The sequence below is a fragment of the Streptomyces sp. NPDC033216 genome (genome assembly GCF_055577115.1).
In genome coordinates this window covers 248,464-264,019 of the sequence record NZ_JBVIQK010000003.1, presented here as the reverse complement: position 1 = coordinate 264,019, position 15,556 = coordinate 248,464, and the positions used below count along the sequence as shown (strand labels likewise).

Sequence of the window (15,556 nt, the reverse complement as noted above, 5' to 3'; positions counted from 1 at the left end):
GGCCGCATCCTCAGGTCCGCTCCGGCACACCGAACTCGCACCACACGCACTTGCCGCCGCCGCGCGCCTCCACTCCCCACACGTCGGAGAGCAGCTCGACCAGGAGCAGGCCGCGTCCGGAGACGCCCGAGTCCCCGGCATCGCGGCGGCGCGGCAGGGCGCTGGAGGAGTCCTCGACCTCGACGCGCAGCCGACGGCCACCGTCGGCGAGGAGGCGCAGGGTGACGATGGCGGCACCCTCGGTGTGCATGAGGGCGTTGGTGACCAGTTCGTCGGCGACCAGCTCGACGTCGTCGGACCGCTCCTGGGCGCCCCAGGCCCGGACGGCCGCGCGGATCATGTGCCGGGCCTGGGTCAGGGCCTCCGGGTCGCCTGGCGCCACGTGCTGCTGGAGCCGGCCGCCGGCCTGCGGGGCGTCCAGGCCGCGCCGGCGAAGCAGCAGCAGGGCCACGTCGTCGTCCCCGCCGCGTTCCTCGGCGACCTCGATGAGCCGGTCGGCGAGTCCGCGTACGTCGTCGGGGCCGGTGGCGATCAGTTCGGCGAGGGCCCGCATGCCGTCGTCGAGGTCGGCGCCGGGCTGCTCGACGAGCCCGTCGGTGCACAGCAGCAGGGTGTGGCCGGGGTCGAGTTCCAGGGTGGCCACCGGGTAGTCCAGGCGGCCGAACTCGGCGGACAGGCCGAGCGGCAGCCCGCCGGGGACGGAGACGCGCCGGCAGGTGCCGTCGGTGCCGCGGACCATCGGGTCGATATGGCCGGCCCGGACCATCTGGACGACGCCGGTGGACAGGTCGGCCTCGGTGTAGAGGCAGGTGGCGAAGCGGTCGGTGTCGAGTTCGTGGAGGAAGACGGAGGCGCGGGCCATCACGGTGGCCGGGGTGTGTCCCTCGGAGGCGTACGCCCGCAGGACGATGCGCAGCTGGCCCATGACGGCGGCGGCATGCGTGTCGTGGCCCTGGACGTCGCCGATGACGGCGCCGACCCGCCCGCCCGGCAGCGGGATCAGGTCGTACCAGTCGCCGCCGATGTCGCGGCCGTGGGAGCCGCCGATGGTGGCGGCGCGGTACCGGACGGCGACGTCGGCGCCGGGCACGCTGGGAATGGTGCGCGGCAGCATGGCCTGCTGGAGGCCCTGGGCGATGTCCTTCTCCTGCTCGTAGAACATGGCCCGTTGCAGGGACTGGGCGATGCTGCTGCCGAGGGCGACGAGGATGTTGCGTTCCTCAGGGGTGAAACCGCGCCGGTCGCTGTAGAGCAGGCCCATCGCGCCGATCGGGCGGGCCTGGACGATGAGCGGCAGATAGGCGGCCGAGGTGATCTTCAGGTCCGTGATGTGCGGCCACAGCACGGGGTAGCCGACCGCGAAATCGTCGGGCGACTCGATGAACCGGGGGGTGAGCGTGCGCACCACCTCGCTCATCGGGTACGGCTCGTCGATCCGGGTGACGAGGGTGCCGGGCACGAAGCTGCCCTCGGGACCCTCGGCGATCAGCCGGATCCGGCCGGCCTCGACCAGGCCCATCACGAGACTGGTCGCGCCCAGATGGATGAGGCCGTGGGTGTCCTTGAGGACGTCGATGACGTCCTTCACGGTCCGGGCGTGCGCCAGGGCGGCGGTGGTGAGCTGCACGACGTTGGTCTGCTCGCGGCGCGCGTCGTCGAGGGCGGCCTGCTCGCGGTGGGCGGCGAGGTCGCGCAGCTCGTCGGTCGCGTCCCGGACGATGCCGATGATCCGGCGGGGCCTGCCCGTGTCGTCGCGCCGGATGTAGCCCTGGGTGTGGGTCCAGCGCAGCCGGCCGTCTCGGCGGCGGATGCGGAAGTAGGCACCGTAGTTCTCGCTGCCGTCCTTGATGGCCTGGGTCACCAGGGTGTCCAGACGCAGGGATTCGGCAGGGGGGACACGCGGGGCGAGGCTCTCGGGGTGGCCGTCGTACTCCTCGGGGGTCAGGTCGAAGATCTCGTGGGCGCGGGCGTCCATGGCGAACAGCCCGGTGTCCAGGTCCCAGTCGAAGCCGCCCATGCCGTTGAGTGCCAGGATCGGCTCCGGGCGGGCGGACCGGTCCTGCGGGAGGGACAGTGCACTCGCTCCCCGTTCGACCATGGGCCCACCTTGCCAGCATTTGCCCGATTCCTCGACCGGGAGGGATCACGTGCGTGAGGCGGTCCGGCGTGGAACACGGTGGGGGTCGGCACCGGCAGGACGGGAGAGGAGCGGCACTTCGTGGAGTGGTTCACCGCACCCGACCACTGGCTGAGCCGGATGGTCTTCCAGCGCGCTCTGGCCTGCGTGTATCTGGTCGCGTTCCTCACCGCGGCGCTCCAGTTCCGCGCGCTGCTCGGCGAGCGCGGGATGCTGCCGGTCGCCCGGTTCGTCGAGCGTGTGCCCTTCCGGCGGGCGCCCAGCGTGTTCCACCTGCGCTGTTCGGACCGCTTCTTCGCGGCATGCGCCTGGGCGGGATGCGCGGTGTCGGCTGCACTGATCGCGGGCCTGGACGCGCTGCTGCCGCTGTGGGCGGCGATGCTGCTGTGGCTGGTGCCGTGGGCGCTGTACGTGTCGATCGTCAACGTCGGCCAGACCTGGTACGGCTTCGGCTGGGAGTCGTTGCTGCTGGAGACCGGGTTCCTCGCCGTGTTCCTCGGCAACGACGAGGTGGCGCCGCCGATCGTCGTACTGTTCCTGCTGCGCTGGCTGCTGTTCCGGGTCGAGTTCGGAGCCGGCCTGATCAAGATGCGGGGCGACCCCTGCTGGCGGAGGCTCACCTGTCTGGACCACCATCACGAGACCCAGCCCATGCCCGGCCCGCTGAGCTGGTTCTTCCACCATCTGCCGAAGCCGCTGCACCGGGTGGAGGTGGCCGCCAACCACGTCACCCAGCTGCTCGTGCCGTTCCTGCTGTTCACCCCGCAGCCGATCGCGACCGCCGCCGCGTCCCTGATGATCCTCACCCAGCTGTGGCTGGTGCTCTCTGGCAACTTCTCCTGGCTGAACTGGATCACGATCGTGCTGGCCGTGCCCGCCCTCGAACTCCCCGCCGACCCCCCGTCCACGCCCGAGGCCCCGCTCTGGTACGTGGTGGTGGTCCTGGCGGTGGCCGCGTTCCTGCTGTTCCTCAGCCACCGCCCGGTGCTCAACATGCTCTCGCGCGGGCAGGTCATGAACCGCTCCTTCGACCCGCTGCACCTGGTCAACACCTACGGCGCGTTCGGCAGCGTGAGCCGGGTCCGCCACGAGGTGGTGATCGAGGGCACCCTCGACGAGGTACCGCGCGAGGACTCCGACTGGCGGGAGTACGAGTTCAGGGGCAAGCCCGGCGACCCACGGCGCTGGCCACGTCAGTTCGCCCCCTTCCATCTGCGGCTGGACTGGATGATGTGGTTCGCCGCCCTCTCCCCGTCCTACGCCGCTCCCTGGTTCGGCGCTCTCGTCGAGCGGTTGCTGGAGAACGACCGCGCCACGCTCCGCCTGCTGCGCCGCTCCCCGTTCCCGCCCGGCCGGCCCCCGCGCCACATCCGCGCCCGCCTCTTCCGCTACCGGTACACGAGCTGGCGGGAGCTGCGGGAGACGGGGGCGTGCTGGAAGCGGACGTACGTACGGGAGTACCTGCCGCCGACGCGGCTGGCGGGGTCGGCTCACGAGTCGTAGGCGCGGGTGGCGGTGACCTGCTGCCGGACGGGCGCAGACGAGGACGCTCGCGACGACAGGGTGCGCGGCGCGGAAGACGAGGGCGGCGGCGCGCGGGGTGCTGCGTGGCGCCCGGCGACCACCCCGAGGCGCGCGGCGCGGTGGGGCTCGAAGGGTCCTCGACGTGACGTCCTCCGCGGGGCACAGTTCTCCCTGTACTCACCAGTAGCCCCTGCACGCCCGCACACCGAGGAGCGCCTAGTGACCGAGTGGGTCGGCCGTACCGCCGTGGAGATCGCCGCCGCCGTACGCGAGGAGCGGGCCGAACCCCGTGGGGTGGTGGCGGAGCACCTGGAGCGGATCGCCCGGCTGGACGGCCGCATCGGGGCGTTCCGGCTGGTGCGGGCGGAGGCGGCGCTCGTGGAGGCCGACGAGGTGGCGGCCCGCGCCGACCGGGACCGACTGCCCCTGGCCGGCGTCCCCGTGGCCGTCAAGGACAACCTCGCCGTGCGGGGCGAGTCGACCCGCGTCGGCTCGGCCGCGACCCCGGACACGCCCGCCGGCGCCGACCATGTCACCGTGGCCCGGCTGCGCGCGGCCGGCGCGGTGGTGGTGGGTCTGACGAACGTGCCGGAGCTGTGCGTCTTCGGCACCACCGAGGGCGTGCACGGCACCGCCCGCAATCCGTGGGACACCTCGCGCACGGCGGGCGGTTCGTCCGGCGGCAGCGCGGCGGCGGTGGCGGCCGGGATGGTGCCGATCGCCCTCGGTAACGACGGCATGGGCTCACTGCGCATTCCGGCGGCCAACTGCGGGCTGGTCACGGTCAAGCCGGGCCACGGCGTGGTCCCGGCGGGGATCGGCGAAGGCGACTGGTTCGGGATGTCGGAGAACGGTCCGCTGGCGACGACCGTGGAGGACGCCCGGCTGATGCTGTCGGTGCTCGCCGGCACCGAGGCCCTACGGTCGCGGGAGTCCGGCGCGCTCAGGATCGCGGTGTCGGTGCGCAGCCCGCTCGTCGGGGTGAGGGTGACCGGCCCGTACCTGGCGGCGGCGCGTGAGGCCGCCGGGGCGCTGACGCGGGCGGGGTACCGGGTGCGGCGGGCCGAGCCGCCGTATCCACTGTCGCTGGGCGTCACCTCGCTCGCGCACTGGACGGCCGGTACGGCGGTCGACGCGCGGGCGTTGGACGCGCGTCTGCTGACCCGTCGCACCCGGGTGCACGCGGCCCTGGGACGGCGGTTCCTGACAGGGGTGCGTGACGGCACGGCGCGTGAGGAGCTGCGCCGGCGTCTGGAGCCGTTCTTCGCGGAGTACGACGTGCTGCTGACACCGGCGCTCGCGCGGCGGTCGCCGAAGTCGGCGCCGTGGCACGAGCGGGGGTGGCTGCGCAATGTTCTGGCGAACACCAACTACTCGCCCCTGACACCGCCGTGGAACCTGACCGGCTGGCCGGCGATGGTGGTCCCGGTCGGCACGCTCCCGTCGGGAGCTCCCACCGCCGTCCAACTGGTGGGGCTGCCCGGTACGGAGGCGCGACTGCTGCGGGTGGCCGAGCGCCTGGAGGAGCTGCGCCCGTGGCGGCGGACGGCGCCGCTCGATCCAGGAGCGGCCGGAGGCCGTGGGGACATGGTGTCGCAGGTCTGAGGCCACATGGGCGTGCTGTCCGCACGCCCATGTGTCCGGCGATCGCGAACGACCCGCCGACGTCAGTCGACGCTGGGCAGGATGTGGGGTTCGTTGAGGTCTTCCTCGTACCCCGCCAGCCGGATGGGAGCGGAACGGGCCCACACGTCGAGGCTGCCGATCTCCCCGGGCCGGCGGCCCGCACGCTCGGTGCGTTCCTTGGGGCGTTGCTCGCGATTCGTCTTCTCCGGTGTCACCGCGCACTCCTTATGTGTCGGTCACCCTCGGGGCGTGCCGGTCGGTCTGCGGATCCGGCGTCTGGCGCTCCCTCGGGTCTGTCTCGTCTCAAGGGCAGTTCTGACGCGGTGGCGCCGGCAAACTCCAGAAGGAGCAGGCCGCTGTGAACCGGCTCGTCCCATGACGGACGGTGGGTGTGGGGTGGCACTCCGTCCTGATGTCCGTCGGCTACAGAGTAACCAGATGAGCGGAATACCGCTCGATCGGGCCTGGAATTTGGGATAACCATGGCTCGTCACCCGCACGCCCTCCCGTGGGATCCAGCCCTCCGGGCCCCGGAAGCGCCTTTCGGCCTTCACTCCTACGGCGTACCCGGCGCACGGGCACCGCGTCACCGTTGCGCGGTCCCGGTCCCGTTGACCCGGTCGCGACCTCGGCGTGCCTGCTGACGTGCCGCCACGACTGTCTCGCGGGTCTCGCGGGCGGCCTTCACGCAGGGAGCCGGGCGGCGTCGAGGAGGTCTGCGCGCCGGACCGGTGCGCACAGAGTCAAGAGGCACGACCACGCGCTGCGGACCGCCGCGCCGCGGCCGTTCCGCGGACGAGGAACCCCCGGTGACTGCCTGATGCCCCCCTGCCTGCCGCTGACGCGGACCGGCGGGGCGAGCCGGGCCGAGCGCGCCGCCGACGCCGTACGGGCGTCGCCCGGTGGGCGGGTGGCGCGGCTGTCGCGGCGGCAGCCCTGGCACGGGCCGGGCCGCCGAGGACCTGTCCAGAACTGGCGCACGCGGACGCGGACGGGGCCGCCGGTTCGACGCGGGGTGCCGGAGGACGGGCGGACCGTGCGGGAGCGGTGGCGACCCGCAACCCGCTTCCGAAAGGCGTCGGCCCGCCAGATGTGGGGTCCGCCCTCCTCCTGGCCGTCTCCAGCGGCCTCCTGACGACCCGTCACCCGTGACGCGTGCGGTACGGGCGCGCCGCCTTCACCACTTGCCGGGCGCGTAGTCCTTCAGGAAGACGCCGTACACATCCTCGCCCGCCTCACCGCGCACGATGGGGTCGTACACGCGGGCCGCGCCGTCGACCAGGTCGAGCGGGGCGTGGAAGCCGGCCTCGGCCAGCCGGACCTTGTCCGGGTGCGGGCGCTCGTCGGTGATCCAGCCGGTGTCGACGGCCGTCATGAGGATGCCGTCCTTCTCGAACATCTCCTGGGCGCTGGTGCGCGTGAGCATGTTCAGGGCGGCCTTCGCCATGTTGGTGTGCGGGTGTCCGGCGCCCTTGTAGCCGCGGTTGAACACGCCCTCCATGGCTGACACGTTGACGATGTACGTCCGCCGGGCCTCGGCCGCCGCCATCGACGCGCGCAGCCGGCTGATGAGGATGAACGGCGCCGTGGAGTTGCAGAGCTGCACCTCCAGCAGCTCGACCGGCGTGACCTCCTCCACCGCCTGGATCCAGCTGTTGGTGTCGTGCAGGTCGGGCACGAGACCGCCCGCGTCGATCGCCGTGCCGGCCGCGATGCGCTCCAGCGACGCCGAGCCCGACACCAGCGCCAGGTCCGTCACGTCCTGCGCGCTCAGGGCGCCACCGCCGGGCACCGGCAGGGCGGCGACGGCGCCGGAGCCGAAGGTGCCGATCACTTCGGCGGCGGGGAGTTCACCGGCGGGCAGGGGGGCGGACTCGGCGGCCAGCAGCTCGCTGTAGGCCTGCGGGGAGCGCCGTACGGTCTGGGCCGCGTTGTTGATCAGGATGTCGAGCGGGCCCTCGGCGGCCACCGAGTCGGCGAGCGCGACGACCTGGGCCGGGTCGCGCAGGTCGATGCCGACGATCTTCAGACGGTGGATCCAGTCGGCGCTGTCCGCCTGGGCCTTGAAGCGGCGGATCGCGTCGTTCGGGAAGCGGGTGGTGATCGTCGTGTGGGCGCCGTCGCGCAGCAGCCGGAGCGCGATGTACATGCCGATCTTGGCGCGGCCGCCGGTGAGCAGCGCGCGCCTGCCGGTCAGGTCGGTGCGGGCGTCGCGGCGGGCGCGGTTCTCCGCGGCGCAGTTCTGGCAGAGCTGGTGGTAGAAGTAGTCGACCTCGACGTAGCGGGTCTTGCAGGTGTAGCAGGAGCGGGGGCGCTGGAGTATCCCCGCGATGCGGGCCTCCTCGGTGACCGAGGACGAGGGCAGGACGCCCTCCGTCTCGTCGTCGATGCGCTGCGCGGAGCCCGTCGCGGTGGCCTCGGTGACCGCCCTGTCGTGGGCGGTCTTGGCGGCCCGGCGCTCCTGGCGGCGGCGCTGTTTGACCGAGCGGTAGATGCCGGCGGTGGCCCGGCGCACGGCGATCGCGTCGGGGTGGTCGACGTCGAGCTTGTCGAGTTCCTCCAGCACAGCGAGGCAGACAGCCAGCCGCTCCGGGTCGATGCCGGGCCCGTACACGACCTCGTCCATGGTCGCCGAGCCGTCCTCTGTCACCGTCATCGCGCTGCCGTTTCCCTGCTGCCCCGTGCGGCGCTCCGACCGCGCCCGCTTTCGAACCGGGAATTCTACGGAGCGCCGGGGCACACCTCCAAACCCGCGCAGGTCAAGAGCCGCAGGCAGTGATGAGCGTCTCCACCTCCGCGGTCAGCGCCCGTGCGAACCGGTCGAGGTCGGGGACGGCCTCGGCGTCCGCGACCAGGCCGAAGTGGACCCGGCCCCGGTACGTCGAGATCGCCACCGCCAGGGACTGGCCGCGGGCGAGCGGGGCGTAGGGGTAGACGTCGGTCACCGGGTTCCCGGCGAGCTTCAGGCCGAAGCTCGGCAGGGGCACGCTGGTGACGAGGATGTCGAACCAGAGCCGGGCGGCGTGGCTGACCAGGGGGCCGCCGAGGCGGTGGCCCAGGGCGGGGACGTGGTCGGCGAGCAGGGCGACGGCACCGGCGCCGCGGCCGGGTCCGGCGTCCTTGTTGCGATTCATGGCGGCCCGGACCGTGCCGAGCCGGCCGAGCGGGTCGGGGTCGTCGACGGGAAGCCTCATCAAGTACCCGGAGAGCCGGTTGCCCTGGGGGTGGGCGGTGCGCGGGCGGCGCTGGGAGACGGGGATGAGGGCGCGTGGGGTCACTCCCTCGCTGCCGTCGCCGCGCTCGTCCAGCCAGGTGCGCAGGGCTCCGGCGACCACCGCGATCAGTACGTCGTTGACGGTGCCGCCGACGACCTTGCGCACCCGGTGCACGTCGTCGAGGTCGACGGCCACGCCGCCGGTGCGGCGGGTGCCGGTGGGTTCGGCGGTGAGGGCGGCCGTGGAACGCATGCCGAGGGTGTGGACGGCGACCGAGGCCCCGATGTCGAGGGCGCGACCCAGATCGGACAGGGCGCCGGACAGGGCGCCGCGCAGCAGTCCGGGCAGTTCGCGCACCTCGGGCGGGACGCCGCGGGCCGGCGCCACGGGGCGGGGCCGGGGCGCGGGCAGGTCCATGGGGTCCAGGACCGCCGCGGCGAGGGTCAGCGCGCGCAGCCCGTCGGCGAGGGCGTGGTGGAACTTGAACAGGACGGCGAAGCCGTCGCCCTCCTCGCCCGGCAGGACGTGGGCCTCCCACGGGGGCCGGTCGCGCTCCAGCGGACGCTCCATGAGCCGCCCGGCCGCCGCCTGGAAGTCGGCGGTGGGCGCGTGCAGGTGGACGTGGTGCAGCGGGTCGAACTCCGGATCGGGCTCGCGCACCGCGCCGCCGAAGGAGAGCGGCGCGGCGGCGAGCGGCGCCCACACGTCGCGGATCCGCATGCGCAGTCCGGGTACGGCGGCCGCCCGGCCGGCGAGCAGGTCGGCGGCGTGGGCGGCGGCGGTGGCCGAGGGCGCGGCGAAGACACCCAGCGCGCCGAGGTGCATCGGGTTCCCGGGGGACTCGATGTTCCAGAACGCCAGGTCGAGAGGTGCCAGCGGATCAGCGGTCAAGGGCTTGCCTCGCGTCGACGGGGAGTGAACCAGTAGTCAAGCGCCTCCGCACGATTACGGTCAAGCACGATCAGGCTACGCACAGTTAATAACGAATTGAATATGCACCGAAAAGGTCAACCGGATCGAAAGCTCCACGGATGACGACATTGCGCTCACGAGACTCTCTGCCCCTTGCCCAGGGCGATCACACCCGCCTTCGACACCGAGTACAGCTCCGCGTCCCGCTCCGGGTTCACGCCGATCGTCGCGCCGGGCGGCACCTCGACGTTCTTGTCCAGGATCGCCCCGCGCACCACCGCGCCCCGCCCGATGTGGACGTTGTCGTGCAGGATCGACCCCTGCACGACCGCCCCCGGATCGACGACGACACCCGGCGACAGCACCGATCGCGTTACCTGGCCCCGGATGAGGCAGCCCGCGCTGATGATCGACTCGCCGGCGATGCCGCCCGCGTTGAAACGGGCCGGGGAGAGCTGACCCGAGTGGGTGTAGATGGGCCAGCTGCGGTTGTACAGGTTGAACGCGGGCCGCTCGGCGATCAGGTCCATATGGGCGTCGTAGTACGCGTCGAGCGTGCCCACGTCCCGCCAGTAGCCCTGGTCGCGGGTGGTTTCGCCCGGCACGTGGTTCTCACTGAAGTCGTACAGCTGCGCCTCACCGCGCTCGGTGAGCTGGGGCAGGATCGAGCCGCCCATGTCGTGCACGGAGCGCTCGTCCTCGGCGTCCCGTTGGAGCGCCTCGATGAGGGCCTTGGTGGTGAAGATGTAGTTGCCCATGGAGGCGAACACGCACTCCGGGTTGTCGGCGAGGCCCGGCGGATCGGCGGGCTTCTCCAGGAACCGTTCCACTGTCTGCCCGTCCGAACCCGGCGTGATCACGCCGAAGGACGGGGACTCGGCGCGCGGCACCCGGATGCCGGCCACCGTCACGCCCGCGCCGCTGTCGATGTGCTGGGCCAGCATCTGGCGCGGGTCCATCCGGTACACGTGGTCGGCGCCGAACACGGCCACGTACTCGGGCCGCTCGTCGTAGATCAGGTTCAGCGACTGGAGGATGGCGTCGGCACTGCCCAGGTACCAGCGCGGGCCGAGCCGCTGCTGGGCCGGGACCGGGGTGACGTAGTTGCCGAGCAGGCTCGACATCCGCCAGGTCGTGGTGATGTGCCGGTCCAGCGAGTGCGACTTGTACTGCGTCAGGACGCAGATGCGCAGGATGTCGGCGTTGACGAGGTTGGACAGCACGAAGTCGACGAGACGGTACGTCCCGCCGAAGGTGACCGCGGGCTTGGCGCGGTCCGCGGTGAGAGGCATCAGGCGTTTGCCCTCGCCACCCGCCAGCACGATTCCGAGGACCGAAGGTCCACCACGACGCATGGCCGCTCCCCTCACCCAGTTTGATCCATTGCTGCCCCCGAGCGGGGCACGCTACGCCTGTTTGAGGGTGCCCTCGTACAGCCGGACGGTCCGCCGGGCGACCGCGTCCCAGCCGAACTCCTCCACCGCGCGCACCCGCCCGGCCTCGCCCATCCGGCGGGCGGTCGCGGGATCGCCGAGCACCGTGTCCAGGGCCCGCGCGAGACCCGCCTCGAAGGCGTCGGCCCCCTCGCGACCCTCCTCCGGCGAGACCAGCAGACCGGTCGCGCCGTCCTCGACCACCTCCGGGATACCGCCGACCCGGGAGGCCACGACGGGCGTCCCGCAGGCCATCGCCTCCAGGTTGACGATGCCGAGAGGCTCGTACACCGAGGGGCAGACGAAGACGGCCGCGTGGGTGAGGAGCTGGATGACCTCCGGGCGCGGCAGCATCCGCGGGATCCAGTGCACGCCGTCGCGGGCCCGGCTCAGCTCCGCGAACAGCTCGCGGAACTCGCGGTCGATCTCCGGGGTGTCGGGCGCGCCCGCGCAGAGCACGACCTGCGCCGCCGGGTCGATGTCCCGGACGGCGCGCAGCAGGTGCGGGACACCCTTCTGACGAGTGATGCGGCCGACGAACAGCACGTACGGGCGCGCCGGGTCGACGCCGATCCGGTTGAGGGCGTCGGTGCGGTGGTCGGGCCGGTACAGGGCGGTGTCGATGCCGTTGTGCACGACGTGGACCCGGTCCGCCTCCAGCGCCGGGTAGCAGGCCAGGATGTCCTCGCGCATCGCGCCGGATACCGCGATCACCGCGTCGGCGGCCTCCACGGCGGTCCGCTCGGCCCAGCTGGAGAGGCGGTACCCGCCGCCGAGCTGCTCGGCCTTCCACGGGCGCAGGGGCTCCAGCGAGTGCGCGGTCAGCACGTGCGGGACGCCGTACAGCTCCTTGGCGAGATGACCGGCGAGGTTGGCGTACCAGGTGTGGGAGTGGACCAGCTCGCGGCCCTCCAGCGCGGCGGCCATGGCGAGGTCGACGGAGAACGTGCGCAGGGCGTCGTTGGCGTCGTCGAGGGCGGACCAGGAGCGGTGGCGGCGGACGCCTTCCGCCCGGCCCTCGCCCCAGCAGTGCACGTCCAGGTCGACCAGCTCGCGCAACTCGCGGGCGAGGAACTCGACATGGACGCCCGCCCCGCCGTACACGTCCGGGGGGTACTCCCGGGTCAGCAGTCCCACTCGCACCCGGCAACCCCCTGGATTCGCACGTGAAGATCGGTCCCCTTCATGGTCACCCAGACGGGCCGCGTGGGGAAGAGCGCGGGGGTCGTGGGAAGCAACAGTCCCCGCAGACGCCGCCGCCCGGCACCCGGTAGTAGAGGCAGCAGCTGCGGCGGCGGAAGGCCGTGCCGGTGAGGGTCCCGGTGCCGGCGAGCAGGGGGTGGGCGAGGAGTTCGGCGGTGAGGGCGCGGGCGCGGGCCGCTGCGTCGGGGCGGCCGTGCGCCCTCGCCCACCGGTCGAGCTGCCGGGCCGCGCCGGCCAGCGCCGAGGCCGCGTTGCCGCGCAGCAGTCCGGGGGCGACGCGGTGGCGGGCGCCCAGGATCGCCGTCAGGGGTTCCAGGTGGCCGTTCAGCACGGTGGCCGCCAGGGTCCGCGCGTCGCCGGGCCGGACGTGGACCTCCGTCAGCCAGAGGTCGTCCGGGGCGCTGCCGTCGGGGTCCCAGCACAGCAGCCCCGGAGTCAGGTCGGGTTGGCGGCCGTAGAGGGCGGCGCAGCCCAGCGCGACCGACCACAGCCGGGCCGCGAGCCCTTGGTGGGCCACGGAGGCGGCGACGCGCGGTTCGGGGGCGCGCAAGGAGCGGGCCACCTTGCCGATCCGGAAGGCGAGGGGGTCGCCGTGCCCGCCGGTGGGCGCCGCGGCGTAGGCCTGCGCGAGCGTCGGCAGGGGCCGGGCCGGTCCCCCCTCTCCGTCGGTGGGCGGTGCCGTACGAAGGGCGAAGAAGCCGCCGAGGGGGCGCAGCGCGGCCAGTTGGGGGTCGAGGTCCACGAAGTGCAGTAGTACCAAGGAGGGCGGGGACCGTGGTCAGGGGGATCCCCGAGGGGACCGTGGTCAGGGGGATCCCCGACGTATCACCCACCCTGGGGAGGACTGGGGGCGCTTCGTACTCCATCGGTAGTAGGACCCATTGTGTGCTCAGGGACGACGACGGGAACAGATCGACACGGCATCGTGTTGGCTATGAGATCCGACCGTTCACCGCGCCGGGCCCCGGGCCCCCGCCTCACGCAGAGGAGCAGCTCATGAGCGCCCTCGCGTTGTCCGTGGTCCTGTCGCTCGTGTCGGCCGTGGCGTACGCGGCCGGGGCGATCGTGCAGGAGCAGGTCGCGGTCTCCTCCCCCGCCGAGCACTACGCCCCGCTGCGGCGGCCCGCCTGGTGGGCGGCGGTCGGTCTGAACGGTCTCGGCGGCCTGTTGCACGTCGTGGCGCTCGCGTACGGTCCGCTCAGTCTGGTCCAGCCGCTGGGCGCCCTCACCATCGTCTTCGCGCTGCCGATGGCGGCCGTGTTCGTGGGCCGCAGGGCCGGGGCGACGGCCTGGCGCGGCGCCATCATGGCGACCGTCGGCCTGGCCGGTCTGCTCTCCCTGGTCGGCGCGGCCGACGCCCAGTCGCTCAGCACTCCGCAGCGGGTCGGCGCGGCTCTCGTCACGGGCGGCGCGGTCGTGGCGCTGATGGTCGCCGGTCGGGCCGCCCACCGCCATCCGGCGGTGCGCAGCATGCTGCTGGCCACCGCGTCCGGCATAGCGTTCGGCATGTCGTCGGTGTTCACCAAGACCGTCGCCGTCGACTGGACCGGCGGCGTCTCGACGGCCGACCTGCCCTCCCTCGCCGTGATCGGCGTCCTGGCCACGGCCGGCATGCTGCTGTCGCAGGCCTCCTACCGCGGCGCGGGCCTCGCGGCCCCGCTGGCCACGCTGACCGTGGTGAACCCGGTGGTGGCGGCCGCCGTCGGCATCACGATGTTCGGCGAGACCTTCCGCTACGGCACCACGGGCACCGCGCTCGCCCTGAGCTGTGGTGTGGTGGCGGCCGGTGGCCTGATCCTGCTGACGACCGAGCGGCTGGCGGCCACCCAGCCGGCCGCCCCAGGACCGCGGCACGAGGAGACGCGGCCGGTCCCCACGGGAGTCGCGGCACCCGTGGCCGACCTCCTCGCCGTGTTTCCGGAGCCTGCTGACGGCCCTGTCGCGGCGCGGCCGTTCGCCGCGGTCGCGAGGTCGGCCGCCGGGGCGGGCGGTGCCGGAAGGCCGGATCTGGCGTTCCCGGAACGGCCCGCAGGCTCGACACCGGCGGAGACCTCCCCGGAGGTGACCGCCGCGGCGTCGCCGGCGGCGGAGGGGCCGGCGGTACCGGTGCTCCTGCCGCTGTACGGGCCGTTCCACGGCGGCCCGTACGTCCCGGTGCCGGTCGACGACCGGCACCGGATCCGCGTCAGATCCTGACGCCGCCGGCCCGCAGATAGGCCAGGGGATCGATGTCCGAGCCGAACCCGGGCCCCGTCCGCACCTCGAAGTGCAGATGCGGGCCCGTGCTGTTGCCGGTGGAACCGGAGCGACCGACGCGCTGACCGGCGCCCACGGACTGACCGTCCCGCACGGAGATGGCGGACAGGTGCGCGTACTGCGAGTAGCGGCCGTCGGAGTGCCGGACGACCACCTGGTAGCCGAAGGAACCGCCCCATCCCGCGCTGACCACCGTGCCCGGCGCGACGGACTTCACGGACGTGCCGGTGGGCACGGGGAAGTCGATGCCGGTGTGGTAGCCCTTCGACCAGGAGGAACCTGTCGCGTGGTACGGCGTGCCGAGGCCGGCGTCGACGGGGGCGACGAGGGAGCGGCCGGTCGAATTCCTGTCCGACGACCTCTCCGACCTCTTCTCCGGCGTCTTCCTCTTCTCGGGCGCCTTCTTCTCGGCCGGCCTCTTCCGGGCGGGTTCCTCCCGGTCCGGGCCGGGGACCCTGCCGGCGGCCTGGCCGCGCAGGTTCAGCCGCTGGCCGGGCACGATGAGGTCGGGGTCCGTCCCGATCGTCGTCCGGTTCGCGGCGTACAGCCGCTGCCAGCCGCCCCGTACCTCCTTCGCGCCGGCGATCCCCGAGAGGGTGTCGCCGCGCACCACCGTGTACATCTCGGCGGTGCCGGCCCGCGACTGGGGCGTGGCCTGCGGCTGGACGTCCTTGAGCGTGTTGGCCGGCCTGGTGCCGGCGGTCTTCACGGACGTGCCGGCCGGCTCGGTGCCGGGGGCGTCGCCACCGGCGGTCAGCCCCGCCCGCACCGAGCAGGCGGGCCAGGCGCCCGGCCCCTGGCCGTCCAGCACCTTCTCCGCGACGGAGATCTGCTGGTCCTTGGTGGCCAGGTCCGCGCGCGGCGCGTAGCGGGTGCCGCCGTACGCCTCCCAGGTGGACTGGGTGAACTGGAGGCCGCCGTAGTAGCCGTTGCCCGTGTTGATGTGCCAGTCGTTGGTCGACTCGCACGCGGCGACCTTGTCCCAGGTGTCCACGTCGGCCGCCTGGGCGGCTCCGGCGCCGATGAGCGGGATCGCCATGCCGGCGCCGCCCGCCGTGACAGTGAGCGAGGCCCGGTTGATCCTGTTCGGCTGATACCGGCGGTGCCGACCGCGTGCGGCCATGGAGATCCCCCTCGACATGCGTCAGGAGGGGCAAAAGTATGGTCGGCTCACTGGCCGTGACAAGACGACTATCGGCCGCCCTGTCTCAACTCGGCCGGTTCCCGGACCCGTTGTACGGCGTCTGAGA

At 73.0% G+C, this 15,556-nt stretch carries 11 protein-coding genes; 3 read left to right on the top strand and 8 right to left on the bottom strand.

Annotated features, from left to right (window positions below):
- Positions 1–10 precede the first annotated feature (10 nt).
- Positions 11–2,098: a SpoIIE family protein phosphatase gene (locus tag ACZ5Y0_RS07820; RefSeq protein WP_469127732.1), complete on the bottom strand. Its 2,088-nt coding sequence runs from the start codon at positions 2,096–2,098 to the stop codon at positions 11–13.
- Positions 2,099–2,218: 120 nt separating this feature from the next.
- On the opposite strand from ACZ5Y0_RS07820, the gene ACZ5Y0_RS07815 reads away from it, so the two are divergent.
- Both ACZ5Y0_RS07815 and ACZ5Y0_RS07810 read left to right on the top strand, forming a co-directional pair.
- Complete coding sequence (locus tag ACZ5Y0_RS07815; RefSeq protein WP_469127731.1) at positions 2,219–3,640, top strand: lipase maturation factor family protein; 1,422 nt, start codon at positions 2,219–2,221, stop codon at positions 3,638–3,640.
- 240 nt (positions 3,641–3,880) lie between these two features.
- Positions 3,881–5,266 carry an amidase gene (locus ACZ5Y0_RS07810; RefSeq protein WP_469127730.1) on the top strand — a complete coding sequence of 462 codons (1,386 nt, stop codon included), beginning with the start codon at positions 3,881–3,883 and terminating at the stop codon, positions 5,264–5,266.
- Positions 5,267–5,328: 62 nt separating this feature from the next.
- On the opposite strand, the gene ACZ5Y0_RS07805 is transcribed toward ACZ5Y0_RS07810, so the two are convergent.
- From ACZ5Y0_RS07805 to ACZ5Y0_RS07780, 6 genes are all read right to left on the bottom strand, one after another.
- A complete protein-coding gene (locus ACZ5Y0_RS07805; protein WP_467516077.1) occupies positions 5,329–5,502 on the bottom strand; it encodes a hypothetical protein in 174 nt (57 codons plus the stop codon).
- Positions 5,503–6,464: 962 nt separating this feature from the next.
- Positions 6,465–7,943 carry an SDR family NAD(P)-dependent oxidoreductase gene (locus ACZ5Y0_RS07800; RefSeq protein ID WP_469127729.1) on the bottom strand — a complete coding sequence of 493 codons (1,479 nt, stop codon included), beginning with the start codon at positions 7,941–7,943 and terminating at the stop codon, positions 6,465–6,467.
- Between the two features lie 103 nt (positions 7,944–8,046).
- The gene (locus ACZ5Y0_RS07795) at positions 8,047–9,393 is read right to left on the bottom strand and encodes a wax ester/triacylglycerol synthase family O-acyltransferase (protein ID WP_469127728.1); all 1,347 of its coding nucleotides are present in this window, start codon (positions 9,391–9,393) and stop codon (positions 8,047–8,049) included.
- A 155-nt stretch (positions 9,394–9,548) separates the two neighbouring features.
- Positions 9,549–10,769, bottom strand: coding sequence for a glucose-1-phosphate adenylyltransferase (gene glgC, locus ACZ5Y0_RS07790; RefSeq protein ID WP_469127727.1), 1,221 nt, complete (start codon positions 10,767–10,769; stop codon positions 9,549–9,551).
- Positions 10,770–10,820: 51 nt separating this feature from the next.
- On the bottom strand, positions 10,821–11,990 hold the full coding sequence (gene glgA / locus ACZ5Y0_RS07785) for a glycogen synthase (RefSeq protein ID WP_469127726.1): 1,170 nt from the start codon (positions 11,988–11,990) through the stop codon (positions 10,821–10,823).
- Between the two features lie 46 nt (positions 11,991–12,036).
- The gene (locus ACZ5Y0_RS07780) at positions 12,037–12,792 is read right to left on the bottom strand and encodes a (2Fe-2S)-binding protein (protein WP_469127725.1); all 756 of its coding nucleotides are present in this window, start codon (positions 12,790–12,792) and stop codon (positions 12,037–12,039) included.
- Between the two features lie 254 nt (positions 12,793–13,046).
- Between ACZ5Y0_RS07780 and ACZ5Y0_RS07775 the strand changes: the two genes are divergently transcribed.
- Complete coding sequence (locus ACZ5Y0_RS07775; RefSeq protein WP_469127724.1) at positions 13,047–14,246, top strand: DMT family transporter; 1,200 nt, start codon at positions 13,047–13,049, stop codon at positions 14,244–14,246.
- On the opposite strand, the gene ACZ5Y0_RS07770 is transcribed toward ACZ5Y0_RS07775, so the two are convergent.
- Complete coding sequence (locus tag ACZ5Y0_RS07770) at positions 14,236–15,429, bottom strand: transglycosylase family protein (protein WP_469127723.1); 1,194 nt, start codon at positions 15,427–15,429, stop codon at positions 14,236–14,238. The two genes, ACZ5Y0_RS07775 and ACZ5Y0_RS07770, sit on opposite strands and share 11 nt — an antisense overlap.
- Between the last annotated feature and the right edge of the window lie 127 nt (positions 15,430–15,556).